We start from the raw sequence: 25829 nt of genomic DNA on the forward strand, positions 1-25829 counted from the left end.
GCAGAAAGGAGGTTGTATGGATACACACCTGCTTTACCAGAATCTGGCGGTGATCGCCGCCTTTCTGCTGATCTACAGCCTGATCGCGGGACGCTTCGAATCCAGGCTGATCAACGGCCCCCTGCTCTTTCTGCTGAGCGGCTGGCTGCTGGGACCGGGAGGGCTGGAGCTGATCGCCCTCTCCATCAACAGTGCCGGCATCAAGCTGCTGGCCGAGCTGACTCTGGTCATCGTGCTGTTCAACGATGCCGCCAACACCAACTGGCAGGTACTGCGGGCCAACCGGCAACTGCCGATCCGGCTGCTGCTGATCGGCCTGCCGCTGACACTCATCGCCGGCGCCCTGTTTGGTCACTGGCTCTTACCCGACTTGCCACTGTTGGAGATGGCCATCCTCTCCACCATTCTCGCGCCGACCGACGCAGCGCTCGGCAAGGCGGTGGTGAGCAACCCGGCGGTACCGGCACCGGTGCGCGAAGGGCTCAATCAGGAGAGCGGCCTTAACGACGGCATCTGCGTACCCGTGCTGCTCCTGCTGCTCGCTCTTATCGCCCCCACTGAGGAGCACACCGGCACCGCAACGCTGGCCATCACCCTGATGCTGGAGGAGATCGGTATTGGTCTGCTGGTCGCCTTCGTGCTGACCGCCCTCACCGTCCGGCTGCTGAAAATCTCCTATCTCAATGGCTGGCAACTGCCGCTCTGGCGTCAGCTCACCATGCCGGGGCTGGCGCTGCTCTGCTTTGCGCTGGCCCAGACTCTCGGTGGCAGCGGTTTTATCGCCGCTTTCGTCGGGGGCCTGCTGATGGGGCGCCGCCTTGGCGAGCACAAACACGCCTACATGGATAGCTGCGAGGGGTATGGCGACCTGCTCTCTGTGGTGATCTGGATGGTGTTCGGCGCCACCCTGATGCCCATCCTGCCGGAGCTGCTGCACTGGCAGTTCTGGCTCTATGCCGCCGCCAGCCTCACCCTGCTGCGGATGGTACCGGTCTGGCTGAGCCTGGTCGGCACAGACCTCAAGCCGGAGCTCAAGCTCTTCATCGGCTGGTTCGGGCCGCGGGGACTTGCCAGCATCGTCTTTGCGGTGATGGTGCTGCAAAACGAGCCAGCACTCATCGGCCAACGCCCCATCATCGCCACTGTGCTCTGCACCATCATCCTGAGCGTGTTGCTGCACGGCCTCACCGCCAATCCCTGGGTCGAGCGTTTCAAGTCCCGCTGAGCCACTTTGCTTTCATAAAAAAATGCCACCTCGCGGTGGCATTCTTCTTTCGCAGAACGGATCTCTGACAACGCTCAACCAAGTGCCAGCCAGACCCCCACTCCCAGCATCAGGGTACCGGCGATGCGGTTCATCAGGGTCACATTGCCGCTCCTGGCGAGGAAGTGGCGCAAGGTGCGACCACCACTGGCGTAGAGCAGCAGGCAGGAGAACTCGATGACCAGGATCAGCGCCACCAATGCGGTGATCTGCGGCGCCATCGGCCGACTGGCCGAGATGAAAGGGGGCAACAGGGAGATCATGAAGGCCCACCCCTTGGGGTTGGCAATGGCGGTCAAAAAGCCCTGCAGCGCCAACCCGATGGCGCTGGTCTGCTGACCGGCAGAAAGATCGGCGGGAATAGCCATCTTGCCTTTGGCCTGCCACATCTGGATGCCGAGCCAGATGAGATAAGCTCCTCCCACATATTTGAAAGCAGAAAAGATAGCAGGGTAGTTGAGCATGATGGCCGCCACCCCAATCACCGAGAGCACCGACACCAGCCCGACGCCAATTAGCTCGCCCCACATCATGTGCAGGGTACGGCGTACACCCAGGCTCATCCCCAGCGTCATCGACAAGGTCATGCACATACCAGGGGTCACCGAGACAAAGAAAAAGGTCGGGATAAACAGAGCCAGAATGGCCGGATCGATCCAGCTGGACACACGAAACCTCCGTGACGAAAAGGGGTGACAAAAGAAAGCCAGGCACAGCCTGAGTTTTACCGAGCCTGTCATCTTGCCCATCCTGCACTGTTCAGACAAGCAGAAACCCTCGCTCATCGGCCATTTTTGCCAGCAACGACAGTCATCTCCCCGGTCAGGCTTGCGCCGCGCCATTTTCCCAGCCGGAACACTTATGCCATTGAATAAACTATCAATAATCTTTCATGCTCTGACATCACTGCGATCGGACAGCGGCAAAAAAGCTGGGCTCAGGCGCGTGGCAAGGGCAGAGATGAAGCCGTGATGAAACAGAGCACCTTATTTTATAAACAAAAATCTTTACATATTATGCCCTGTTGCGCTCCCGATACGGTACACCAGTGCGTTCAAAGAACGAACAAGCGCACTCAACATCCCCTCCGCTCTCTCTAAAAGGGATAAACAACCCGACTGGTCAGCCGATTGCGGATGATCATCTCGCTGCTTTCCAGATCCCATATGGCGCTTTTTTGCTGCATCAGTCAGCAATAACCGGGTCGGTTGGTTGATTGTCGTCAGATGGGGGGATCCCATCGATCAACCCGCCGCTGCGGCAAGCGCACCGGGCAGTGACCAAGAGATGCAATGAAAGGTGATTGTTTTAAACGCCATTTTTTGGCTGATGGAGCCATGAGGGGCTGGGCTGTCCTGCCAAATATCGGTATGGTAGAGGCACGTTACTCCCCCTCACGTGAGAACACCATGAGCCTGAAATTCAAGAAACCCGCCTTTATCGCTTTGGGGCTCATCGCCCTCGTTTCCGCAACCTGGCTCGACTACTACCTGCCGGAGCACACCATTGCCACCATCACCGGGGTCGAGGTGAAGCGTACCGACAAGGATGGCCCTATCAGCCAGAAGAATCCTGCTGACGGCCCGACCACCGATGTCTATTACATCTACACCGAACGCCCCGGTGAAAATATCCGGGTGTTCCGCAACGAAGATACCGAGTGGGGCTGGCCCTTCTACTTCAAATTCAACGCCGCTGACGTTCAAGCCAAGGCCAAGTCGATGGAGTTTGAAAAGCGGCTTGCCATCATCACCTCCTATGGCTGGCGCATCAATATGCTCTCCATGTTCCCGAACGTGACAAAAATCGAGAGCACCGAACCTGACGCCTCCACCTGGAGCTTCTTCCGCTGGTTCTGGTTCGGCATCTGGGCACTGGTGATGGGCAAAGCCGCCATCGCGACCTGGCGCTACTTCGATCGCCTCGAGGATGAGATATGAGTGAGCCGAGCAAGACCCGCACCAGTTTCTACCGGCGGCTCTACGTCGCCTGGTTGATCAGCCAGGGCACCGATACGGTACCCGCTATCATGGAAGCGACCGGCATGCCGCGCCGCACTGCGCAGGATACCTTGAGCGCGCTGGCCGAACTCGACATCAGTTGCGCCTTCGAGCAGACCGAGGGGGCTCGCCATCTGCAGGGGCACTATCGCATCAGCGACTGGGGGCCCATCAATCCTGACTGGATTGCAGCCCAGCTGCCGCTTATCAAAGAGACGCTGAGCTATCCCTGAGACTGTGAGGGTGAACCTGAATATGCGCCAGCAAATAAAGCTGGCGCTGTGTTGTCATGGTTAGCTGTTTATTGAGGAAAACATGGACGTGTTACTGTACAGCGCACAAGGCTCCAACAGCTCAGAACGAGTAGAGTGGGTGCTCAACTTCAAGCGCATCCCCTACCAGCGGATCGAGGTTAGCTCAGCTGAACTGACCACGACATATCTGGCTATTAATCCTTTTGGCTATGTTCCATCCTTATCAGTCGAGGGTGTCATATTTTCCGAGTCAATGGCCATCGCTGAGTATCTCGAGGAGAGGTTTGTTGCCAACCCTTTACTTGGTAAAGACTTCAATGAAAAAGCCGCCATTCGCAGAGTGTGCGAATACGTCAATGCCACTGTGCACACTCCACAAAACAGGAGTGTGCTTCAATTTTTCCGGCCTGAGCTCGATGAGCTGTCCAAGCGAAAATTGCGAGAACAGTGGATAATGATGTGCCTTGATAAATTAAGCCCGACCATTTGCAACGAATCCGGTTTTGCCATTGGCCATGACTTTAGCCTCGCAGATATCTTTGTTGCATCAATATACAAAAAGGCACTGCAACATGGTGGGGCTGGTAATGATTTTTACCATCGTCATCTGATGCATATCAGGCAAGCTGAACACGTATTAGCTGCAGAACCATCAATATAGAAAACCTCCCAATAAATAGGGAACAGCCAAGCTGTTCCCTCTGTTTCAGCAGACTGCATGATTGGCAACCGCTACTCGGGCATGGCTGAATCCTCAAGCTCCCCATCAGACTCGCCGCGAGTGCAGTCGATAATGGAACGCTTGGGGTTATTGGGATCACGCAGTAACAGAGGCGCCGTTCCCTCATTGTGCTTCTGCTCGTCACTAAACTCGCTGCCATAGGCGTTATGGGTCAGTCTGCGGGCGTTGGCGATGGGGGTATCGACAAACAGGGCATGCACTTCGAAGGTTGCTGCAGGCACGATAAAGCCGACCACCGGCAGGCCGTGCAGCTCTTCGTGCACCTTGTACCAGGCAAAGCCGTCGCTCACCTTGTAAGGGGTGTAGTTGGCCAGCTGCAGATTGGCGGCTCTGCCCGCCTCGTCCACATAGAGATCGGTAAACTCGCAGGTCGCCAGCCCCTGCCACATCCGCTCGAATGGCGTCGCACAGCCAACCAGTTGCAACCCGGCCAGCAGCACCAACCCTCTCTTCCACATTTTCCACCCCTTATTGCACAGTGAACCTGTGCTCAGTCAAACGCCCGTAACCGGCTGACCAGCAGATCGATAAAACCGGGACGATCCAGCCCCAGCAACACCAGCGCATTGGCTGGCTTGCCGGTGAGGCCGTAGCGATCCACCACCGTCATCCCCACGGTATGCTCGCCCCGGGTTTCGATATCGACCCGGCACTCCACCCCATGGAACAGCTCCGGAGCCAGCAACCAGGCAATAGTACAGGGGTCGTGCAGCGGCGCCCCCGCAAACCCCCACTTGGGATCCCGATGGTAGATCATGAAAAAGTCGAGCAGACCTGCCACACACTGGGCCACCGGATTGGTGATGGCGCGCACCCGCTCGATATCCTCGTCCATCACCTGCGCCTCGTGGGTCACATCGAGACCGCACATGGTGATGGGGATCCCCGACTTGAAGACCATATCGGCCGCTTCCGGGTCCACATAAATATTGAATTCCGCCGCCGGGGTCCAGTTGCCCGCCCCAGCGGCGCCCCCCATCAATACGATGCGGGCAATGTTGGGTTTGAGCTCGGGGTGGGCCGCCAGCAGCAGGGCAATATTGGTGAGCGGTCCGGTCGGCACCAGGGTCACGGGTTCCGGGCTCTCGCGCAAACATTTGGCCATCAGCTCGATCCCCGTCATCGCCTGCGGCGCAAAGGCGGGATCCGGCAGTTTGGGGCCATCGAGGCCCGACTCACCGTGGACGTTGTCGGCGATGATAAGCTCCCGGGCCAGCGGCTTCGGTGCCCCCGCCGCCACCGGAATATCGTCGCGTCCCAACAGTGTCAGAATGCGCAGAGCATTGTTGAGGGTCTTGTCCGGGGTCTGATTGCCCGCGCTGGTGGTCACCGCCAGCACCTTCAGTTCAGGGCTTGCCAGCGCCAGAATGAGGGCGATGGCATCGTCGTGGCCGGGATCACAATCGAGAATAACGGGCAGTACCATGGAAAGAGTCCTTACAACATAAAAAGGGGTTCTACCTTAACAAGCTCACGACAAGGGAACTCGGGAGGGGGTCACAAAACGGTTCCCGATTTTTTTCAATCAGTTACCTTCACCCTGTCGCAGCGCTCCGCCACAAGCGGGCTGCAGTTGAACAGCGGCATACTGCAGAGCGATTCGCGCCCTCCCCGCCACTTGGGTATGATGGCCCCCCATTTTCTGCCCGTGTGCATTATGTCTGTTATCGTCGACACCTTTATTGCCCCGCCCTGCAGTGCTGCCATCGAGATCCTGTTTTCCGACGAGCACCTGCTGCTGATCAACAAGCCGAGCGGCCTGCTGAGCCTGTCGGGCAAGAACCCGCAGAACCTCGATTCGGTGCATTATCGGCTGGTACAGGATTATCCCGGCTGCACCCTGGTCCATCGCCTCGACTTTGGCACCTCAGGTCTCATGGTGGTGGCCAGAAACAAGGCCATCAACGCCCTGCTCTGCCAGCAATTCAGTCAGCGGGCGGTGAACAAGGCCTACAGCGCGCTGCTGTGCGGCCACTTGGCTGAGGATGATGGGTTTATCGACGCCGCCATCGCCAAGGATCCGGCGATTTTCCCGCTGATGAAGATCTGCGCCACCAGCGGTAAACCCGCCCGCTCCCGCTATCAGGTGATTGAGCGGCTGGAGCAGCAGATGCAGGGGAAAACCGTCCCTCTGACCCGGGTGCAACTGGTGCCGGAGACTGGCCGTACTCATCAGCTGCGCATCCACAGCCAGTTGCTGGGTCACCCTATCCTCGGTTGCGATCTCTATGGCGGTCTGCTGTCACCCGGCTGCGAACAGGCACCCAGGCTGATGCTGCACGCCAGCGAGCTGGATTTTACTCATCCGGTGAGCGGCGAGCCGATGCAGATCCGCTGCGCGCCCCCTTTTTAGAGGCAAAGAGTAGGAACAATAAGCGCGAGTGAAGCGGGATCAGTAAAAGAGGTGACGTGAGAGGAAAAGGGGCAAACGGCAGATAAAGATAGGGGCCGCGCTTTCGCAACGGCCCCCACCCCCCACTCGTGGTGGTGCTATCAGATCAGTTTGCGGGCAGCGCCCAGTACGATCTTGATGGCATCAGATTCGGTCTTCGCCATGGTTTCGGCGTTCGGGATCTCTTGCTGGGTACGGTTGACGATAACGCCAGCCACCATACCGGCACGCAGGCCCTGGCTGGTGCACATGGTCAGCAGGGTGGCGGATTCCATCTCATAGTTCAGCACGCCCATAGCTTGCCACTCTTTCATGGAACCCTGGAAACGGCGCTCTACGCGACCGGATACGGTGTCGTAACGCTCCTGACCCGGGTAGAAGGTGTCAGAGGAGGCAGTCACACCGATGTGCAGCTTGGAGCCCATCTCTTTGGCAGTCTCGACCAGTGCGGAGGTGCACTCGTAATCGGCCACAGCCGGGAACTCCATCGGAGCAAAGTGCAGGCTGGCACCGTCGAGGCGCACGGAACCGGTGGTCACGATCACGTCACCCACGTTCAGGTGCGGCTGGATGGCGCCGGTGGTGCCGATACGCAGGAAGGTAGTGATACCCAGCTGGGCCAGCTCTTCCACCGCGATGGAGGTGGACGGGCCACCGATACCGGTAGAGCAGATGATCACGGCCTTGCCGTCCATCTCGCCACGCCAGGAAGTGAATTCACGATGGCTGGCCAGGTGCACCGGGTTGTCCAACAGCTCTGCTATGCGCTTGACGCGCTCGGGGTCACCGGGGACGATCGCCAGGGTGGCGCCTTGCAGATCAGCTTTCTTCAAACCCAAGTGAAATACATCAGACATAGTGGACTCCTGGTGCCCCCTGCCAGCATGGTCAGGGCGCAAATTAAGATGGTTCTTTATGATACTTTCAAGCCTTTACCCCCCTCTTCGGGGAGGCGCCAACTATGGTCGAAAGCGCTTTCCAATTCCTTGAAGCTCCTCACACTTCCTTGCATTGACAGCCACTAATTCCGCGCAAAACGTTTGCTAACTTGATGAATTAATTGACAAACGTTTTTCTCTGCGCAAACGGCAAAAGGCCTTGTCAATCACTGTCTCACCCCATCTCTTCGGTACGTGATCGAGTCCATAAAGTTGCAACACAGATACCATAGCCCCCTTTTCATCCCCCCTGACGGTGCTATGTTGACGCCCGTATACCACTTAATGGCTAACTATAGGGAGTCCATCATGGCTACTTTCAAGTTCTATATTCCCGCAATCAACCTGATGGGTGCTGGCTGTCTGCAAGAGGCAGCGGCCGATATCAAGGGTTATGGCTATCGCAAGGCGCTGATCGTCACCGACAAGATCCTCAACCAGATCGGCGTGGTCGCCAAACTGACCACCCTGCTGACAGAGCATGGCATTGAGAGCGTGGTGTTCGATGAGACCAAGCCCAACCCCACCACCAGCAACGTCGAAGCAGGTCTGGCGATGATCAAGGCCAACGGCTGCGACTGCGTCATTTCACTGGGCGGCGGCTCACCCCATGACTGCGCCAAGGGTATTGCGCTGGTCGCTGCCAACGGTGGCAACATCAAGGATTACGAAGGGGTTGACCGCTCCGCCAAGCCGCAACTGCCGCTCATTGCCATCAACACCACCGCCGGTACTGCCTCCGAGATGACCCGCTTCTGCATCATCACCGACGAAGCACGCCACGTGAAGATGGCCATCATCGACAAGCACGTTACCCCGCTGATGTCGGTCAACGACCCCGAACTGATGCTGGCCAAACCGGCTGGGCTCACCGCCGCTACCGGCATGGATGCCCTGACCCACGCCATCGAGGCCTATGTCTCCACCATCGCCACCCCGGTGACCGATGCCAGCGCCATCATGGCCATCGAACTGATTGCCAAGCACCTGCGTACCGCGGTTGAGCATGGCGACGATCTGCACGCTCGCGAGCAGATGGCCTATGCCCAGTTCCTCGCTGGCATGGCCTTCAACAACGCAAGCCTCGGCTACGTACACGCCATGGCCCACCAGCTGGGCGGTTTCTACGACCTGCCGCACGGTGTCTGCAACGCCATTCTGCTGCCCCACGTACAGACCTACAACGTGCAAGTCAGCGCCGCCCGTCTGAAGGATGTGGCCCGCTACATGGGCGTGGACGTGAGTGCCATGAACGACGAACAGGGTGCCGCCGCCGCCATTGCCGCCATCAAGCAGCTGGCGCTGGATGTGAAGATCCCCGCCGGTCTGGAGCAGCTCGGGGTCAAGGCTGATGACTTCGATACCCTGGCCAGCAATGCGCTGAAAGATGCCTGCGGCTTCACCAACCCGAAACAAGCGAGCCATGAAGAGATCGTCGCCATCTTCCGCGCCGCCATGTAACAGTTGATTGATTGCTGATAAGGGTCGCACTGCGGCCCTTTTTATTGGCTGATGGATCAATGGCTTTTTACTTCCGCACAGGGAGTCGGTATGATTTGCCGAGCCAAAAAGACTGTATGGATGATCTGAACTCGATATGCGGATGAAACACCTGATTGCCGCGGCTTTGACCGCCCTCACCCTCTCCGGTTGCAGCCTGGTCTATCGCATCGATATTCCCCAGGGCAACTATGTGGAACAAAAACAGGTCGACAAACTGCGCCAGGGCATGACCCGCGAGCAGGTCAGCTATGTATTGGGAACCCCCATGCTGCGCGACAGCTTTGACCCCAACAGCTGGTACTACCTCTATGAGTTCCAGCCGGGCCATGGCGACAAGGAGCGTAAAGAGCTCACCGTCACCTTCGCCAATGACAGACTCACCACGGTAACGGGTGACTTCCCGCTGCCAGCGGCCTTCAACACCCCGCTCTGATATCCCGCAAAACCGGCCTCGCGCCGGTTTTGTTTTATCCAGCCCCTGCTGCTTTTACTCTGCTCGGCAAACAGTCATCAACCATCATTGCAGGCACCTGCAAATTGACTGATGCTGATAAGCCGCCCTCATCGAATGAAACAGGGAGAACACCCATGAGCCGGATCCTGATTGCTGGTGCCAGCGGCCTTATCGGTCGCGAGCTGATGCAACAACTGCCCGCAGAGCATGAACTGACCCTGATCTGTCGCAAAGCGGGTAAAGAGGCGCACCACTGGCTGCCGGTCAATTTTGATGATCTGGCCAGCGTCACTCTCTCCCGCCCGGTCGATATCGCCTTCTGTGCCCTCGGCACTACCCGCAAGGAGGCGGGCTCTGCCGAGGCGTTTCGCCGGGTCGATCTCGACTATGTGCTCGCCTTTGCTGATCTGGCCCGTCGCCACGGCTGCCAACGACTGGTGGTGGTCTCAAGCCTTGGGGCAAACCCGCACTCCCCGGCCCTCTATCCGCGCACCAAGGGGGAGATGGAGCAGGCGCTGCTGGCCCAATCCTGGCCGCGGCTTGCCATCGTGCGACCAGCCATGTTGCTGGGGGATCGCCAGCCACCGCGCCGCTCGGAGCAAATTTTTCAGGCGATCTATCCGCTGTTTCGACCACTGCTGGTGGGCAAGCTCGCCCGTTGGCGCGCTATCGAGGCCCGTCAGGTGGCTCGCGCCATGATCGCCCTGTCGCTTCAGCCCGCCGGGTGCGAGATTGTCGAGAATGAGCAACTGCTGGCGATCTGAGCCCCGCCTTCCCCACCAACGCTGCACAGTCAGCACTGCAGCCGTTAAAACAGAAGGGCAAGCCATCCGGCTTGCCCTTTGTTTATCTATTGGCGTGAGCAACCCCAACCACCACTGGCCACTATTGGCCGCCATCGGCAGTCAGAACAACCGCCATCAACCGCGAATATGGTCGATAAAGGCGTCGATCTGCTCGCGGGTACAAGCGGGGTTCATAAAGACCGCTTTCTCCCCGGCAATGTAGGAGTATTTGCCGCGGGCGTCATAGTCAGAGTGAGCCACTGCCTCCACCCAGTTGGTGTAGAGCCCCACCTTGCCGCGTCCCTTGAACAGGCTGCGGTGGTAGTCGGTGTTGCGCTGCAGCCGCGCCTTGTAGGCAGGGTCGCTGGAGCGGGCCAGCTCGAAGGCGAACTCGGCCTCCGGATCGCTCACCCACTCGGGGTTGTAGATCTTGAAGCCGACGCTCGGCCCCTGGTTCTCCTGCGCCACCAGCTTGACGTTACCCAGCTGACTTAACCGGAAGCGGAAGTAGTTGGCATTTTGCAGGCAGTGGGCCAGCACGGTGCGATACCCCTCCACCCCCATGTAGTTGAGCGCCGCATAGGCCCCAAACAGACCGCTCGCCCCACGGGAGCACTCGATGGTGGATTGCAGGTGAGTCTGACCCTGAATGTCCCGCTCGAAGTAGGAGAAGTTCTCCGGATCGTTCTCCATCGCCTTGAGGTCATCCTGCTCCTTGATCATCACCAGACTGGAGGTGTAGGGCACATAGCCCCACTTCTGGAAGTCGACGGTAAAGGAGTCGGCATATTTGAGCTCGGCAAAGCGCGCCACGTTGCGCTCGATCCCCGCCAGGGTGGCGCTGTTGATGGCAAGCGGATTGGCGGCAAAGTCGTAATCAAGGAAGAAGATCATCGACCAGCCGATGGCCGCATCGACGTGGATATGGGGCTTGACCGCCACCTCGAACTGCTCGCAGAGGCGATTGCGCAGCTCGAACACCGGCTTGACCTGATCCACCCCGAAGGTATCGGTGGTGCCCATGGTGAGCATGATGGTGGGCACCACATGCTTGAGGGCAAAGCAGGCAGTCAGGGTGCGCTCAAGATCGACCAGATCGATGTCATTGTTCTCCCCCACCTGAATGCGGATGGTCTTGTTCTCGATATCGACCCCGAGCAGGGAGAGATTGGTGATGTTGGAGTAGTGACCGCCCTGGGAGTTGATGATGCGGTAATCCTGATAGTGACCGAGCCCTTTGTGCTTGGCTTGTGGCAAGCTTTTGCGAATACCGAGCAGGTAGCCGTAGAGGTTACAGAAGGTCCCCCCCTGGGTGAAGATGCCGGTGGCGCGGGCCGGATCATAGCCAGCCAGCAGCGCAATCTGGCGCACCACCTTCTTCTCCAGCTCCTCGGCCACCCCGGCATATTCGGAGTAGACCAGATTGGGGTTGGCCAGAATGCCCAGCTGGGCACCGTAGATGGCAGGATCCGCCGACATGGTGATGACGTTCTCGACGCTGGAAGGGTTCTCCCAATCCTTTGACAAGGCACCGGCAAACAGCAGCTCGGCCATCGGCTCACCCGGAGTACGCATGGCGGCAGGCACCGGGGCCGTCTGGCAAAGCTCGGCGAGGCAAGCGCGGCCATCAGGCCAGGCGTTCAGACGGGCATCGGGTGCCAACGCGCGGGCCCGAAATTCATTGAGGGTGGCAAATCCGGGTTCGCGAAAGACCGGCCAGAGATCGGGATTACGCGAGAAAAAGTTGGCTTTGACTGTGGCGAAACGGGCGGAAAACTCGGCCGATACGGCATTGACGCTTTCGTCTTTTAGATAAACTAAGTCACTCATTTTTATACCATTAGTACAGCAAACGTGCGGCTGTTATACCCCTGAGCCTGGGACGCCGACAGCGACAATATCTAATGGTCTACCCTACTTTTCGTCATGTATGAGTCATGACAAGGGCTGATAGAAAGGCGCCTTTGGAGCGCCTCTTTGCATTTCGCGATCTTGCTCACATTTTGACTGACAGAGCCTTCAATACAACGCGGCCATCAGCGCAGGGAAGCAAGCAGCCACTCGGCAAACTCCGCCAGCTCGCTCTGTTGCTGCGGGAAAGCCGCCAACCAGGACTGCAAGCGCGCGGCGACCGCGTCCGACCGATAGCTGCAACCCACCAGCTCGGTCGCCAGCACGTCGAACGGAACTGGCTCCAGGGTATCGCTGAACAGCTCCGCCCGGGTGATAACCCCCTTCTCAACATCAAAGTGCAGCTCCACCCCACCCCAGCTGAACCGCTCCTCCAGCAGATGACTAAACGCGGGCGCATGGCCAAAGTTCCACTCCCAGCTGCGCTGGCGGACGAAGGTCTCGGCAAAGCCGGGCAGATCCGGCATCTGCTCGGGAGAGATATGCTCAGCTTGCACCCGCTCGCCGTAGTAGTGGAAGAAGGCCTCGGTAAGCGCCTCGCTCACCTGCTGATGATCGATCCCCGGCAGCAGCTCACACAGATTGGCGACCCGGCTGCGCACCGAAGTGATCCCCTTGGCCGCCAGTTTCTTGGGATCGGGATTGAGGTAGTTGGCAAGGCGGCCAAGATCAGCATCCAGCAACAGGGTACCATGATGGAAACCGCGATCTAGGGTCTCCCGGTAGGCCGAACCCGATACCTTGCGCTCCCCGTCCGGGGTATCGACCAGCAGATCGTTGCGACCGGAGGCAAAGGCCTCAATCCCCAACCGCTTGAGCCCGTCCAGCACGATGGCGGTGGAGATGCTCTTGTCATACTCCGGCTTGCCCGCCATGAAGGTGAAGCAGCTGTTGCCAAGGTCGTGGAACACGGCGCCGCCACCACTACTGCGCCGCGCCAGGGTCACCCCATCCTCCTCCATCCGGCGGGTATTGCACTCCTTCCACGGATTCTGGGCACGCCCGATCACCACGGTATTGGCGTTGCGCCAGAGGAACAGCACCCGCTGGCCAGGGTCCATCTGACGGAAGATGCACTCCTCAACGGCCAGATTGAACAGGGGATCGTGAGAGTCAGAGATAAGCAGACGCAGGCGAGACATAAAAAGACCTTATCCGAAAAAGGAGCCAGCATAATAACACTGACTGGGTCATCACTGATTCGTTGCACATTATCCGAAGCGCTGCATAACACCTCACCACACGACATATTGCGATGTCGATTGAATACATACCAGCAGCTAAGGAAGGTGCGAACAAGTGGATCGCACCTTCATCATAAGCAGCCTGTTCGCGTTTAAAATTTTCATTACTCCAGAATTCGGACGTATTTACTCCAAAATCTGGTTTTTTGCTCCATTATCCCCCTTTTTCGGGGTTTACCTCGCATTTTGCGACGCAGCTATCCCATCCCCGTATCATCTGGTCCACTCGAAACAGGTTCGCCAGCGTAAACAACATCGCCAGTTGGTTGTCGTTCTTCCGCAGCCCCTTGTACCGTGCTTTCACAAACCCAAACTGGCGTTTGATAAGCCGGAACGGATGTTCCACCTTGGCGCGGACGCTGGATTTGAACCTCTCAAAAACAATTACTGCCTTGTTTTTACGAGGATGCTTTTTGAGTTCCTTGAGCTTGCCAGGGCGCATGGCAATCGCCCATTGAGCCTTCACATCGGCCAGCTCTTCACGATTTTCAGCCCCCTGATATCCAGCATTAGCGAATATAAACTCTTCCTCACCATGGAGCAGATTACCCACCTGATTGAGGTCGTGCTCGTTGGCTGACGTGGTCTTCAGACTGTGAGTCAGGCCACTCTTGGCATCAACGCCGATATGGGCCTTCATGCCGAAATACCATTGATTGCCTTTCTTGGTTTGGTGCATCTCGGGGTCACGCTCTCCACGCTTGTTTTTGGTGGAGTTGGGGGCTTCGATGATAGTGGCATCGACCAGCGTGCCTTGCTTCATCATGATGCCCGCATCGGAGAGCCACTGGTTGATGGCGTCGAAGAGTTGACGTGCCAGTTGGTGCTGCTCCAGCCGATGCCGGAAATTCATGATGGTAGTGCGGTCAGGGATTGCCTGGTCCAGGGAGAGTGTGGCAAACAGACGCATCGAGGCAATCTCGTAGAGTGCGTCTTCCATGGCGCCGTCGCTGAGGTTGTACCACTGCTGCATGCAGTGAATGCGCAGCATGGTATCGAGTGGGTAGGGACGACGCCCGTTACCAGCTTTGGGATAGACGGGTTCGATGACCTCCAGCATCCTTGACCATGGGAGCAAAGCGTCCATGCGAGCCAAGAATATCTCTTTGCGGGTTTTGCGGCGTTTGCCATTGAACTCGCAGTCCGCGAAGGTGAGCTGGTGACTCATGCTGTACCTCATCCCTGATGCCAAGAGGGGCTCATGATCTCACATCAGGGACTTGTTCGCTCCTTTCCTAATACTTGAGCGAACAGCGTCGGCAGATCCGCTTTGGCAAGGGCGTACTTCTCAGCACGGTACATGGCGTTAAAGGGGAAGAGTATCGCCATGTATTGATCCTTGATGGCGGCTGGCAACGCAGTGCAGAAAGTGCCTCGAACAACATCGAGGAAGAGCGACGTCTCTTCTATGTCGCGATGACCCGAGCGATCGAACGTTTGGTGGTTATGTCCCGCGCTGACCAGCGGCATCCCCACCTTCCTCTCATTACCGAACGTTGTTACCAGGAGTCGATCCTGGCCATCGCCCCTATACGGCTGCGCCGTTTTGCCATTATGGGTATGCGCCAACTGGATATCGGTTATGCCGGACGTAGCAATGAAAATCACCCGATACACCAGAATCTGCGGCAATTACACGTCGGAGACGCTGTACGTATTGATATCGACAAGCTGCAGAAACTTCATGTTTTCCATGGTCAAACGCCCGTAGCTCGTCTCTCCCAGAGTGCTCATCAGATCTGGCTGAACCAGTTTGCCACCATCCGGCACGCCAACGTCATCGCCATGATTGAACGGAGCAAAGAGCAGGAAGACGATGCCTATCAGGAGCAAGTTCGAAATGAGCGGTGGGAACTCCCCATTATCGAACTGGAGTTGTAACTGCGATGGGATGTAGTCCTCCCTGTTCGTGAAGTAAACAATCGCAGGACACATTCCGGCCTCCCAAGCTAAAGCGCCACATCTAAAGGTGGTCGTGTCGATACCATGCTCACGACAAAGCTACGGGCGGGTGATTTGTTTGAGGATGGCGATGCTTTGGGCATCGCTAAAGCATGATGTGTTCATATAGAACCACCAGCATGCAAAACACGGGGAAACTTTAGTGATGCGCCTCACGGCTTTGCCGAGAGATTTGCGGCCACTTCGCTGCTGTGAATAGCATCTATTGCAACCAGACTCAGTTGTGTGACAAATTGATATTGGCCGCCTCTTTCGAAACCACATATTATGTGTGCCCAATTAATTGTTGGAACTCGTTGATGCTCCGCCATTATCACCGCTTTTTTCCGTGCCTCTTGTTACTGCTTTGGAGCATGGCTGCGCATGCCTATCCCAACATCAATGAAGATGCATTTGATTTATCAGAACGCTCATGGCTTTCCTCCCATCAGGAGTTAATCATCGGTATGCCGATGATGGGAGATCCACCCTATAGCTATAAAGATGCAGACCAGCGTTTTAATGGCCCGGTGCCTGATATTGCGCAGCAACTCGCCAGAAGACTTGGCTTGACCCTGCGTTACAAGGTTTATCCCTCTTATGCCCATGCATTAAGTGGTCTGCAAAATAACGAGATAGATCTGCTGATCAATTATCAACCTGGCGCACAGTGGCAACCGAGCATTGTATCCATCCCTTTTTTGTTTGCGATACCAAGAGGGGTATTACTCAACAACGGCAAAACCGTCCTGTCGCCACAGGATGCCAGCAAGATGAAATGGGTGTGCGTAACAGGAGGTGGCTCTTGCGATGAAGTGAAAAAATGGACCTCCCAGCGCGTGGTCGAGGTAGATAGTCGCAATGAAGCCGTTTTTATACTCAAGCAACGACTTGCTGATGGATTTTTGGCAGCAATGCCATCACTTTTCATGTTGCAAGAGCTCTATCCTAATACAGGATTCACTGTTGCCACCCCGGAATGGATAAAAGCTGACTCACTGTCCATCAACCTGAATCATGACAATCCCACCCTTGTCAGTCTGATCACCAAGGCATTCAACGAGATCCCGGTGGAGGAGCGCCGCCATATGCTGGAGGCCACCACAGCATTAAGCAAATCCCAATCAGGGGATGCCAGACCTATTGAATTTTCTGCCGAAGAACGGAGGTGGCTGAAACAGCACCCGGAGCTGACATATGGCATCTCGCCAAATTGGACATCAATCAGCGAGTTCAATTATCGAGGCCAGCTGGTCGGTTTTGTCGCAGACCTGATGAACCTGATGCATCAATATTCAGGGCTCAACTTCTCATTGGTACACACCGATAACTGGAGTGAAACCCAGAATTTGCTCAAACTCCGACAGATCGATTTCATTCCCACCATATCGCCAACTACGGAACGCACTAAATATTCACTGTTTACCCCCAGCTACTTGTTCGTTGAGCGAGTAGTGATTGGCCCCAAACGCAGTACCGACATTCCCGATCTATCCCACCTTAAGGGGAAACGGGTCGGCATGGTGCTCGGTTCGACCGACAAAGCATTGCTGGAAAAAATTGGAGCACATCCAATCGGGGTAGATGACGACTACTGCTTATTAGAGCTGCTGGATAACGGTGAGGCCGATTATATTTTTCTGACCATGCCATCGATGAACCGGAAAATTAGCGAACGTTATCAGATTGTCTATTCCGGGAGCGATTTGCGCTTACCAATCGCGATGGCAGTGCAACCCGATCCTATGTTGCAACGCATCCTCACCAAGGTGCTCTATTCGATACCCCCAGACGAATTTGACAAGCTGGAAAAACGCTGGCTATCAATGAGCGTACAGACGGGATTGAAGAGCGAAACCGTGTTGCTCTGGTTCACGATCGGGGGCACTGCGGCCACAATCATTTTTATGCTGTTTGGCGCATGGAACCGCAAGTTACAGCGTGAAATTGTGCAGCGAAAAATTGCGGAAAATAAGCTGAACGAACAGTTGGCTTTTGTACGTACACTTATTGACTCCTTGCCCAACATGGTGGCATTGCGAGACCGACAGCAAAATCTGACGTTATGTAATCAAGCCTATCGCCAGGTATTTATCGGTGCCGAAAGCGGAGGGGATGGTTGGAGTTATATGCCGTCCGACGAGCGCGAAAAAATGTTTCGCGAGGAACGCCTCGTCTGGGAAACCGGTCATATGCTCGAGGGCAGTGGCTATACCCACCGTCATGATGAAGCACCACTGCACGTCATCTATGTCAAATTGCCTTATCGAGCACCGGATGGCGAAATCCAGGGGATCTTGACGGTATTGACTGACGTCAGTGCCCTGAAAGCGGCAGAACACAAGATGTTGGTGGCCGAAGCCAGGTTACGGGATATCACCGACAGTATGCCGGGAATGGTTTACCAATATTGGTGGCAGGCACCGGGAAAAGGGAAATTCCTGCACATATCACAAGGGGCTAAAGACATTCTCGGTGTGTCGCCGCAGGCACTGCTGGAGTCGACATCAGGCAGTTCGCCGTTCGGCTTGGCAGACGGTGAGCGGCAGGACTTTATCAACCAGATTGCCAATCATGCGAGAACACTGACACCGGTGGATGTAGAGGTAAAAATCCCGACGCCTGATGGACAACGCTATCTGCAGGTACGCGGCAATTTCGCCAAACACGCCAATGACATGTTGCTTCTAAATGGCGTAGTGCAGGACATCACCGCCCTCAAACAGCAGGAACATGAACTGCGTGAGGCACGCGCAGCAGCCGAACAAGCCATGCAAGCTCGCAGCCGTTTTCTGGCCACCATGAGCCATGAGTTGAGAACCCCCATCTCGGGCATGCACGGCATGCTGGAGCTGCTGCGAATGAGTTCACTGGATGACGATCAACGTTATCTGCTGCGCAATGTGGAGAGTTCTGCCAACACCTTGCTCTATCTGGTCAACGATGTTCTCGACTTTTCCAAAATTGAGGCGGGACAACTGCAACTGCATTACCAAACCTGCCGGTTACAATCCGCGATTTGCGATGTGATCCGTGGCCATGCCACACTGGCTTATGGCAAAGGGTTAAAAGTGGCGATCCATTGGGACGACACCGTGCCTGATCAAGCGGACATCGATGTACTCCGGGTCGGCCAAGTGCTCTCAAATCTGCTCAATAACGCAGTGAAGTTCACCGAGCAGGGTTCCATCTCGATCCGGATTGGTTACGACAGGCAGCAGTTGGCCGTCTCTGTCGCTGATACCGGGATCGGTATTGCCAAAATGAAACAGGCCCGTCTGTTTACACCATTCGAGCAGCTGGAATCCGATATCAATCGTCGCTTTGGTGGCACCGGACTAGGTCTGGCCATCTGCAATCAGCTGTTGAACAAAATGGGCGGCACCCTGACGGTCCAAAGTCAGGCGGGTGAAGGTTCCTGCTTCGCTTTCACCATCCCGCTGGTCAATTGCCAGTGGGACCCGCCCGCTCTGGCCGGGAGCCAATGGTGGTTTTTTGGCAAGGATCCCGCCTTGCAGGCAATCATGAGTCAACTGGGGGCAACCTTAACCCCGCTGGAGCCAGGCCAGATCACCGCGACGCTGAGCGGGTTGCTCCTGGCTGAAGAGTCAGCATTGGAGGCCGCACTTGGCAAGGAGTGGTTCTCGGTACTGCAAGCCAGCGCACTCAAGGGGGTGGTACTTTCCCATCGCGAGGCGCTTCGAGGACGGATGGACACCAGGCATTGGTGGCGACTCGGTCAATCACCTCTCTATCCGGATCTCTTGCTTGAAAGTTGTCATGATCTGGTCGCCAACGGCTCGACACCAACCCAAGAGACAACCACCCGAAAACTGAGCGGACGAGTGCTGGTTGTCGACGACCATGCAGTCAACCAAACCTTGCTGGTCCGTCAATTGGGTATTCTGGGAATTGAGTGTCAGGTCGTTGATAATGGTGAGAAGGCGCTGCAAGCCTGGCAAGAGCAGCACTTCTCGCTCTTGCTGACTGACTGTCATATGCCGGTCATGGATGGATATACGCTGACCCGGCACCTGCGGGCACAGGGAGAACAGACCCCCATCATAGGGGTTACTGCCGATACGTCGGAAGAGGCCTCTGCCCGCATGAAGGCAGTCGGCATGAACGGCATGCTGTTCAAGCCCTATTCACTCGAGTCACTACGCCAGATACTGGCGCAGTGGTTGCCGGTAACCGACCAGCCTGAGGCACACCCGACAGCGGAACAACCGAATACCGTCATGTTGGCCAAACGCTGGCAAGAGCTATTTGGTGATGAACAAATCGCCCGAGACATGGCAGGCAAATATCTGACATCCAACCAGCAGGATTGCCACGATATGGTAGCGTATCTCTCCACCAACAATATGAAGGGCCTGGTTGAAGTCGCCCACCGCATCAAGGGTGCTGCCCGCATGGTCGGTGAGTTAACATTGGCAGACCAGGTGGCCAGACTGGAGTCTGCCGCCCGCTTGAAACAACTGGATTCGCTGGCCGCGTTGGGACAGGGAGTGATCGATTTGATGCACGATATTGAACGGGAAATGGGACTATGGCTCGATGAGTAAGACGGCAGATGAGTTGGTCATCATGGTAGTGGAAGATCATGCGTTTCAACGCAAGACCCTGATACACCAGATACGAACGCTCGGCTATCAGCATCTGCTGGAGGCAGAGAACGGTATTACGGCACTGGCCCTGTGCCAGAGCCACACCGTCGATATTCTGTTCTGTGATCTGCGAATGCCCGGCATGGATGGCATGGCTCTGCTGCGGCGCCTCTCGCTGGGCGGTTTCCAGGGGGGCATTATCCTCTCCAGCGCACTGGAAGATGATGTCGTGGATGCCGTGCTGCGCATGAGCGCAGCCTATGGCCTCCATGTGCTGGGCCGCATCGACAAACCGTCGAGCCCGCAGCAACTCCGGCAATTGATCGATGCCTGGTCACCGGCATCGGCCCCCCTGGCCCAGAAGAGTGGCCTTACCCTGTCGGTAGATGAGCTGCGTCGCGCCCTCGACAACAACCAGCTGCTGCCCTGGTATCAACCCAAAGTGGCCTTTGCCTCGGGTCAATGGGTAGGCATGGAAGCGCTGGCCCGCTGGCAGCATCCGGAATATGGGCTGGTGTCGCCCGCCGTGTTTATTCCACTGGCAGAAAAGAACGGCCTTATCGACCAACTGACCGACGTCATCATCAACAAGTCGCTACAGGATTGCCATCTCTGGGAACAGATCGGCCTCTCTCTCAATCTGTCGATGAACCTGTCGACCACCTCGCTGATCGAGGGGGATCTCTGTCACTTCCTGATCAACCAGTGTCAGCGCTGGGGCGTCAACCCTGAACTGATCACTCTGGAAGTTACCGAGAGCTCCTTCGTACAGGATCTCGGCAAGGCACTGGAAGCACTCACCCGCCTACGGATGCACGGCTTTGGCCTCTCCATCGACGATTTCGGTACCGGTTACTCCTCAATGCAACAGCTGGCCCTACTGCCATTTACCGAACTGAAGCTTGACCGCTCGTTTGTCGATCGCTGCTACGCCGATCCCTCCCACCTGGCCATCATCGAATCCAGCATCGAACTGGCGCGCAAACTGGGGCTAACATCGGTCGCAGAGGGGGTGGAAGATGCGCAAACCTGGCAGTTACTGACCCAACTGGGGTGTGATATCTGTCAGGGCTTCTTCACCGCTCGCCCGATGCCGTGCAACGAACTGCAGCACTGGCACCAGACATGGCAGGCGCGCCTGCCAACACTGATATCCCACTGACTTCACCCGACCGGACGCAGTGAGACGGCAAACCGTCAACGCAGCTCCTCCGACCTAATGAACGGCCACCTGGAACAAGGTGGCCGCTTTGCATCTGTCTCCACATTACGGATCTCCTTCCAGCATGACCGCAAAATTAGTTGCATAGTTGATAGCAAAAGCTAACGTTCCAATGCCATAGGCCCGCGTTCAGATCGCCGAAATCGACATTCTGCAGATATCAATAACATTGCTAACAGACTGCTATATCAGGAATAAATATCAATAACCGTCGATTTGATGAGGCGCACCGCACAATCTGAAATCGTTTTCCCCTTTAGTGCAATAACCTGTTCAAAATCAAATAAAGTTGTAAATAACCTTTGTTATGGTGAGCCCATAACCAGCGACGCCCTGTCGCTTCCCTTGCTGGCTCCGCCAGATGCAGCATTTTCTGCGCCTTGAAAGCGAGTTTATGACGCCATGATCACCATCACTCTCGATGGGGCTCAGTTGACGGTTAACCCGACCCAGACCCTGCTCCAGATTGCCAAACAGCACCAGATCGACATCCCCTCCCTGTGCGGTGACAACACCAGCGCCCCCAAGACGCCGTGCGATCTCTGCGTGGTCGAGATTGCCGGTCTCGGCATCCGGCGCGCCTGCGAGACGCGCCCCGAGGCAGGGATGATGATCACGACGCACAGCGATGCCCTGCGCGCGCACCGCCAGCAGGCGCTCGGCCGCATCCTTTCGGATCACTACGCCGATTGCGAAGCCCCCTGCCAACGCGCCTGTCCGGCCGGGGTGGACATTCAATCCTATCTGCATCACATCGCCATGGGGGAGCACGAGGCGGCAATGGCCGTCATCAAGCAAACCCTGCCGATGCCCCTCTCCATCGGCCGGGTCTGTCCTGCATTTTGCGAGGCGGAGTGCCGCCGCGCGCTGGTGGATGAGCCGCTGGCCATCCGCCAGCTCAAGCGCCATGCCGCCGATCTCGATCTGGCCGAGGTGGCCCCCTATCAACCGGCAAAGAAGCCCGCCAAGGGCAAGCGGGTTGCCATTATCGGCAGCGGCCCGGGCGGCCTCACCTGCGGTTACTATCTGGGTTACGAAGGGTTCGAGGTCGACCTGTTCGAGGCGATGCCCGAAGCGGGTGGCTGGCTGCGCTACGGCATCCCCGAATACCGGCTGCCCAAGGCGATCCTCGATCAGGAGATCGACCTGATGTGCCAGAGTGGCATGCGGATCCACACCAAGCAGCGACTGGGCCACCAGATCACCCTCTCGGCGCTGTGCCGTGACTATGATGCGGTCTGTCTGGCAGTCGGCGCTTCCAAGGCGGTGCCAATGGATTACCCGGGCAGCACCCTGGCTGGCTGCTATCTCGGGGTCGATTACCTCAAGGATCGGATGCTGGCCAAGCGGCTCACCACCGGCAAGAAAGTCGCGGTGATCGGCGGCGGCAACACGGCCATCGACTGCGCCCGCACAGCGGTACGCCTCGGCGCCGAAACCACCCTTATCTATCGCCGCACCCGCGCCGAGATGCCCGCCGAAGCGTACGAGATCGACGAGGCGGAGCATGAAGGGGTGCGCTTCATGATGCTGACCAATCCGGTAGAGAACCTGCCGAACAGCCGTGGTCGCGTCTGTCAGGTACGCCTCGAGAAGATGGCCCTCGGCGAGCCGGACGCCTCCGGTCGCCGCCGCCCGGAGCCAACCGGCGAGTACCTCATTGAAGAGTTTGATACCGTGATTGCGGCGGTGTCGCAGCAGCCGGATCTCAGCTTTATGGAAGGGGAGCCCCTCACCCTCCCCTTCACCCGCTGGCAGACGCTGGAGTCCCACCCCGAGACCATGCACAGCGGCCACGGCAACCTGTTCGCCATCGGCGATCTGCGCCGCGGGCCCGCCACCGCCATCGAGGCGGTCGCCGATGGTCGCAAGGCCGCGCTGGCCATCGATCAGTTCCTCCACGGTGAAATGAGCGATCCGGTTCGTCCTTTCAACGCCTGCAAGGCTCCCAAACTCAAGCAGGTCGATCCCGCCCAGTTTGCCCATCTCAATCAGGTCGCCCGCAGCATCATGCCTCATCTGGCAGACGCCGAGCGGGAGGGAAGCTTTGCCGAGGTGGAGCGCGGTTTGAGTGATGCCGATGCCCGCAGCGAAGCCAGCCGCTGCCTCGAGTGCGGCTGTCAGGCCAACACCGATTGTGCACTGCGCGACTACGCCACCGAATACAAGGTCGAGCAGAGCGCTCTCGATACCAGCCAGTGCCAGAAGTTTGCAGTGGATAACAGCAGCGAATTTATCGTCTTTGATGCCAACCGCTGCATCGGCTGTGGCCAGTGCGTGCAGACCTGTGGTGAGCAAGCGGTGCAGGGGGTGCTGCGCTTTGCCAAGCACAGCGATGGCACCCTCTCGAACCGGCCGCAGTTCGACAGCGGGCTGGCGATGGGCGACTCCCACTGCGTGCAGTGCGGCGCCTGCGTACAGGTCTGCCCCACCGGGGCCCTGGTGGATGCCCGCGACAAGTCGCAGGGACGCACCGAACTGCTCACGCCGGTCAATACCATCTGTACCTACTGCGGGGTCGGCTGCGGTGTCACCCTCTACGTCGATGAGGCAAACAACCGCATCCGCTATGTGGAGGGGAATCGCAACTCACCGGTCAATCAGGGGCTGCTCTGCGTCAAGGGACGCTTCGGCTTTGACTTTATCCAGAGCGAGGAGCGCCTTACCACCCCGCTCATCCGCAAGGATGGCGAGCTGGTGCCCGCCAGCTGGCAGGAGGCCATCGTCCTGGTGGCCGAGCGCTTCACCGCCCTGCGCCAACGCTATGGCAGCGATGCACTGGCGGGTTTCTCGTCGGCCAAAACCACCAACGAAGAGAACTACCTGTTCCAGAAGTTCATGCGCAGGGAGCTGGGCACCAACAACGTGGATCACTGCGCGCGGCTCTGCCACGCCTCCACCGTCACCGGGCTGGAGGCATCGCTCGGCAGCGGCGCCATGACCAACGACATCCCGAGCATTGATCACTCGGATCTCATCTTCATCATCGGCTCCGACACCTCGGCGGCCCACCCCATCATCGGCTCCCATATCAAGCGGGCAGTCACCACGGGCAAGGCGCGGCTGGTAGTGGCCGATCCGAAGCGGATCGAGATGGCCGACCATGCCAGCCTCTATCTGGCCCATCGCCCCGGCACCGACGTGATGCTGCTCAACGGCCTGATGCAGCAGATCATCCAGAACGACTGGCATGACAAGGCCTATATTGCTGCACGAGTGGAAGGGTTCGAGGCGCTGCAAGCAGAGGTGCTCTCCCCGGCCTATGCCCCGGACAAGGTCGCCCTCGTCACCGGCGTACCGGCCGAGCAGGTGATCGAGCTCGCTCGCCTCATCGGCACCGCCGAGCGCACTGCCATCTACTACTCCATGGGGATCACCCAGCACACCACTGGCCACGACAACGTGCGGGCCATCGCCAACCTGCAACTGCTGTGTGGCAACATCGGCATTGAAGGGGGCGGCATTAACCCGCTGCGAGGCCAATCCAACGTGCAGGGTGCCTGTGACATGGGGGCGCTGCCCAACTGTCTGCCCGGCTATCAGAAGGTGGCCAACCCCGAGGTTCATGCCCGCTTCGCCGCCGCCTGGCAGCAACCAGAGTTGCCGCGCACGCCCGGCCTTACCCTCACCGAGACCATAGATGCCGCCTGTGCAGGCAGCATCAAGGGGCTCTATGTGATGGGGGAGAACCCGGTGCTGAGCGATCCGGACCAGCATCACGTCATCGAGGGGCTCAAGCAGCTGGAGTTTCTGGTGGTGCAGGACATCTTCCTCTCGGAAACTGCCCAACTGGCCGATGTGGTACTCCCCTCCAGCTCCTTTGCCGAGAAGAGTGGCCACTTCACCAATACCGAGCGGCGGGTACAGCGCCTCACTCCGGCCCTCCAGGCACCGGGCGAGGCTCGGGATGACTGGTGGATCATCCAGCAGATCGCCAACGCCATGGGCGGCGACTGGCACTATCAGAACGCACAGGAGATCACCGCCGAGATCTGCCGGGTTACCCCGCAATACGCTGGCATCCAGTGGGACAAGGTGGGAGTGCAAGGGCTGCAGTGGCCCTGCAACGACGCGGCCCCCGACGGCACTCGCCTGCTCCACGGCAAGCAGTTCACCCGTGGCAAGGGGGAGATGGTCGCTACCCCGTTCCGCTATGCCGCCGAACTGCCCGACGAGACCTATCCCATCGTGCTCACCACCGGCCGCCTGCTGGAGCAGTTCCACACTGGCACCATGACCCGCAAGACCAAGGGGCTCGACAAGCTGGCTGGCCCACGGGTGATGATGAGCGTGGTGGACGCCGAGCGGATGGGCATCAGCAACAGCGAGCGGGTGAAGGTCACCAGCCGCCGCGGCCATATCGAGTTGCCCGCCTTCGTCACCAAACGGATGCAACCGGGCGTGGTGTTCATTCCGTTCCACTTTGCCGAAGCCCCGGCCAACCGGCTCACCATCAATGCCACCGACCCACACGCCAAGATCCCCGAGTTCAAGGTCGCAGCTGTACGCATCGACAAGGTAGATTGCCACCTATCCTCAGCAGACAAGCATGAGATGGAGACCGTCTAA

19 protein-coding genes are annotated in these 25829 nt (G+C 57.7%); 12 read left to right on the forward strand and 7 right to left on the reverse strand.

The genetic code is table 11. From position 1 onward, the window contains the following. Positions 1–16 precede the first annotated feature (16 nt). Positions 17–1225: a cation:proton antiporter gene (locus ACE1BR_RS12675; RefSeq protein WP_374870778.1), complete on the forward strand. Its 1209-nt coding sequence runs from the start codon at positions 17–19 to the stop codon at positions 1223–1225. A gap of 74 nt (positions 1226–1299) precedes the next feature. On the opposite strand, the gene ACE1BR_RS12680 is transcribed toward ACE1BR_RS12675, so the two are convergent. Then, a complete protein-coding gene (locus tag ACE1BR_RS12680) occupies positions 1300–1932 on the reverse strand; it encodes a LysE family translocator (RefSeq protein ID WP_374870780.1) in 633 nt (210 codons plus the stop codon). Between the two features lie 741 nt (positions 1933–2673). Here ACE1BR_RS12680 and ACE1BR_RS12685 point away from each other — a divergent pair. The 3 genes from ACE1BR_RS12685 to ACE1BR_RS12695 all read left to right on the forward strand — a co-directional run bounded on the left by ACE1BR_RS12685 (position 2674) and on the right by ACE1BR_RS12695 (position 4179). After that, the gene (locus tag ACE1BR_RS12685; RefSeq protein WP_374870782.1) at positions 2674–3204 is read left to right on the forward strand and encodes a DUF1523 family protein; all 531 of its coding nucleotides are present in this window, start codon (positions 2674–2676) and stop codon (positions 3202–3204) included. Continuing rightward, a complete protein-coding gene (locus tag ACE1BR_RS12690; protein WP_139472933.1) occupies positions 3201–3497 on the forward strand; it encodes a helix-turn-helix domain-containing protein in 297 nt (98 codons plus the stop codon). Before ACE1BR_RS12685 ends, ACE1BR_RS12690 begins: the two co-directional genes overlap by 4 nt. An 82-nt stretch (positions 3498–3579) precedes the next feature. Beyond that, positions 3580–4179 carry a glutathione S-transferase family protein gene (locus tag ACE1BR_RS12695; RefSeq protein WP_374870784.1) on the forward strand — a complete coding sequence of 200 codons (600 nt, stop codon included), beginning with the start codon at positions 3580–3582 and terminating at the stop codon, positions 4177–4179. A 71-nt stretch (positions 4180–4250) separates the two neighbouring features. Here ACE1BR_RS12695 and ACE1BR_RS12700 read toward each other — a convergent pair whose 3' ends face one another. Continuing rightward, on the reverse strand, positions 4251–4718 hold the full coding sequence (locus tag ACE1BR_RS12700; RefSeq protein WP_374870786.1) for a hypothetical protein: 468 nt from the start codon (positions 4716–4718) through the stop codon (positions 4251–4253). 32 nt (positions 4719–4750) lie between these two features. Beyond that, positions 4751–5686 (reverse strand): pyrimidine-specific ribonucleoside hydrolase RihA, encoded by a 936-nt coding sequence (gene rihA / locus ACE1BR_RS12705; protein ID WP_374870788.1) that lies wholly within the window; start codon positions 5684–5686, stop codon positions 4751–4753. A 231-nt stretch (positions 5687–5917) separates the two neighbouring features. Between rihA and ACE1BR_RS12710 the strand changes: the two genes are divergently transcribed. Further along, the gene (locus ACE1BR_RS12710; protein ID WP_374870790.1) at positions 5918–6613 is read left to right on the forward strand and encodes an RluA family pseudouridine synthase; all 696 of its coding nucleotides are present in this window, start codon (positions 5918–5920) and stop codon (positions 6611–6613) included. A gap of 140 nt (positions 6614–6753) precedes the next feature. Here ACE1BR_RS12710 and udp read toward each other — a convergent pair whose 3' ends face one another. Beyond that, positions 6754–7509 (reverse strand): uridine phosphorylase, encoded by a 756-nt coding sequence (udp, locus tag ACE1BR_RS12715; protein ID WP_323927906.1) that lies wholly within the window; start codon positions 7507–7509, stop codon positions 6754–6756. A 390-nt stretch (positions 7510–7899) separates the two neighbouring features. Between udp and yiaY the strand changes: the two genes are divergently transcribed. The 3 genes from yiaY to ACE1BR_RS12730 all read left to right on the forward strand — a co-directional run bounded on the left by yiaY (position 7900) and on the right by ACE1BR_RS12730 (position 10311). Next, positions 7900–9051, forward strand: a complete 1152-nt coding sequence (yiaY, locus tag ACE1BR_RS12720) for an L-threonine dehydrogenase (protein ID WP_374870793.1) — start codon at positions 7900–7902, stop codon at positions 9049–9051. Positions 9052–9187: 136 nt separating this feature from the next. After that, positions 9188–9526: an outer membrane protein assembly factor BamE gene (gene bamE, locus ACE1BR_RS12725; RefSeq protein WP_374870795.1), complete on the forward strand. Its 339-nt coding sequence runs from the start codon at positions 9188–9190 to the stop codon at positions 9524–9526. 155 nt (positions 9527–9681) lie between these two features. Continuing rightward, positions 9682–10311 (forward strand): NAD(P)H-binding protein, encoded by a 630-nt coding sequence (locus ACE1BR_RS12730; RefSeq protein WP_374870797.1) that lies wholly within the window; start codon positions 9682–9684, stop codon positions 10309–10311. Positions 10312–10467: 156 nt separating this feature from the next. On the opposite strand, the gene ACE1BR_RS12735 is transcribed toward ACE1BR_RS12730, so the two are convergent. The 3 genes from ACE1BR_RS12735 to ACE1BR_RS12745 form a co-directional block, all read right to left on the reverse strand. Continuing rightward, positions 10468–12162, reverse strand: a complete 1695-nt coding sequence (locus ACE1BR_RS12735; protein WP_374870799.1) for a pyridoxal phosphate-dependent decarboxylase family protein — start codon at positions 12160–12162, stop codon at positions 10468–10470. 206 nt (positions 12163–12368) lie between these two features. Then, a complete protein-coding gene (locus ACE1BR_RS12740; RefSeq protein ID WP_374870801.1) occupies positions 12369–13385 on the reverse strand; it encodes a lipoate--protein ligase A in 1017 nt (338 codons plus the stop codon). 256 nt (positions 13386–13641) lie between these two features. Next, positions 13642–14655 carry an IS5 family transposase gene (locus tag ACE1BR_RS12745; RefSeq protein ID WP_374870803.1) on the reverse strand — a complete coding sequence of 338 codons (1014 nt, stop codon included), beginning with the start codon at positions 14653–14655 and terminating at the stop codon, positions 13642–13644. A 74-nt stretch (positions 14656–14729) separates the two neighbouring features. On the opposite strand from ACE1BR_RS12745, the gene ACE1BR_RS12750 reads away from it, so the two are divergent. The 4 genes from ACE1BR_RS12750 to fdhF all read left to right on the forward strand — a co-directional run bounded on the left by ACE1BR_RS12750 (position 14730) and on the right by fdhF (position 25829). After that, positions 14730–15368, forward strand: coding sequence for a 3'-5' exonuclease (locus tag ACE1BR_RS12750; RefSeq protein ID WP_374870805.1), 639 nt, complete (start codon positions 14730–14732; stop codon positions 15366–15368). 380 nt (positions 15369–15748) lie between these two features. Beyond that, a complete protein-coding gene (locus tag ACE1BR_RS12755; RefSeq protein WP_374870807.1) occupies positions 15749–19996 on the forward strand; it encodes an ATP-binding protein in 4248 nt (1415 codons plus the stop codon). After that, entirely contained in the window at positions 19989–21200 is a 1212-nt protein-coding gene (locus ACE1BR_RS12760) for an EAL domain-containing protein (RefSeq protein WP_374870809.1), read from the forward strand. Before ACE1BR_RS12755 ends, ACE1BR_RS12760 begins: the two co-directional genes overlap by 8 nt. A 462-nt stretch (positions 21201–21662) precedes the next feature. Next, positions 21663–25829 (forward strand): formate dehydrogenase subunit alpha, encoded by a 4167-nt coding sequence (fdhF, locus tag ACE1BR_RS12765; RefSeq protein ID WP_374870811.1) that lies wholly within the window; start codon positions 21663–21665, stop codon positions 25827–25829.

Origin of the sequence: Aeromonas sp. MdU4 (assembly GCF_041929505.1) — a bacterium.
Taxonomy (GTDB): domain Bacteria; phylum Pseudomonadota; class Gammaproteobacteria; order Enterobacterales; family Aeromonadaceae; genus Aeromonas.

Coding starts and splice junctions, on each gene's coding strand:
- ACE1BR_RS12760 (WP_374870809.1), top strand. CDS start 19,989: ATGAGTAAGACGGCAGATGAGTTGGTCATCATGGTAGTGGAAGATCAT.
- fdhF (WP_374870811.1), top strand. CDS start 21,663: ATGATCACCATCACTCTCGATGGGGCTCAGTTGACGGTTAACCCGACC.
- rihA (WP_374870788.1), bottom strand. CDS start 5,686: ATGGTACTGCCCGTTATTCTCGATTGTGATCCCGGCCACGACGATGCC.
- ACE1BR_RS12685 (WP_374870782.1), top strand. CDS start 2,674: ATGAGCCTGAAATTCAAGAAACCCGCCTTTATCGCTTTGGGGCTCATC.
- ACE1BR_RS12700 (WP_374870786.1), bottom strand. CDS start 4,718: ATGTGGAAGAGAGGGTTGGTGCTGCTGGCCGGGTTGCAACTGGTTGGC.
- ACE1BR_RS12740 (WP_374870801.1), bottom strand. CDS start 13,385: ATGTCTCGCCTGCGTCTGCTTATCTCTGACTCTCACGATCCCCTGTTC.
- ACE1BR_RS12710 (WP_374870790.1), top strand. CDS start 5,918: ATGTCTGTTATCGTCGACACCTTTATTGCCCCGCCCTGCAGTGCTGCC.
- ACE1BR_RS12675 (WP_374870778.1), top strand. CDS start 17: ATGGATACACACCTGCTTTACCAGAATCTGGCGGTGATCGCCGCCTTT.
- ACE1BR_RS12690 (WP_139472933.1), top strand. CDS start 3,201: ATGAGTGAGCCGAGCAAGACCCGCACCAGTTTCTACCGGCGGCTCTAC.
- ACE1BR_RS12755 (WP_374870807.1), top strand. CDS start 15,749: ATGCTCCGCCATTATCACCGCTTTTTTCCGTGCCTCTTGTTACTGCTT.
- ACE1BR_RS12745 (WP_374870803.1), bottom strand. CDS start 14,655: ATGAGTCACCAGCTCACCTTCGCGGACTGCGAGTTCAATGGCAAACGC.
- udp (WP_323927906.1), bottom strand. CDS start 7,509: ATGTCTGATGTATTTCACTTGGGTTTGAAGAAAGCTGATCTGCAAGGC.
- ACE1BR_RS12735 (WP_374870799.1), bottom strand. CDS start 12,162: ATGAGTGACTTAGTTTATCTAAAAGACGAAAGCGTCAATGCCGTATCG.
- ACE1BR_RS12730 (WP_374870797.1), top strand. CDS start 9,682: ATGAGCCGGATCCTGATTGCTGGTGCCAGCGGCCTTATCGGTCGCGAG.
- bamE (WP_374870795.1), top strand. CDS start 9,188: ATGCGGATGAAACACCTGATTGCCGCGGCTTTGACCGCCCTCACCCTC.
- yiaY (WP_374870793.1), top strand. CDS start 7,900: ATGGCTACTTTCAAGTTCTATATTCCCGCAATCAACCTGATGGGTGCT.
- ACE1BR_RS12695 (WP_374870784.1), top strand. CDS start 3,580: ATGGACGTGTTACTGTACAGCGCACAAGGCTCCAACAGCTCAGAACGA.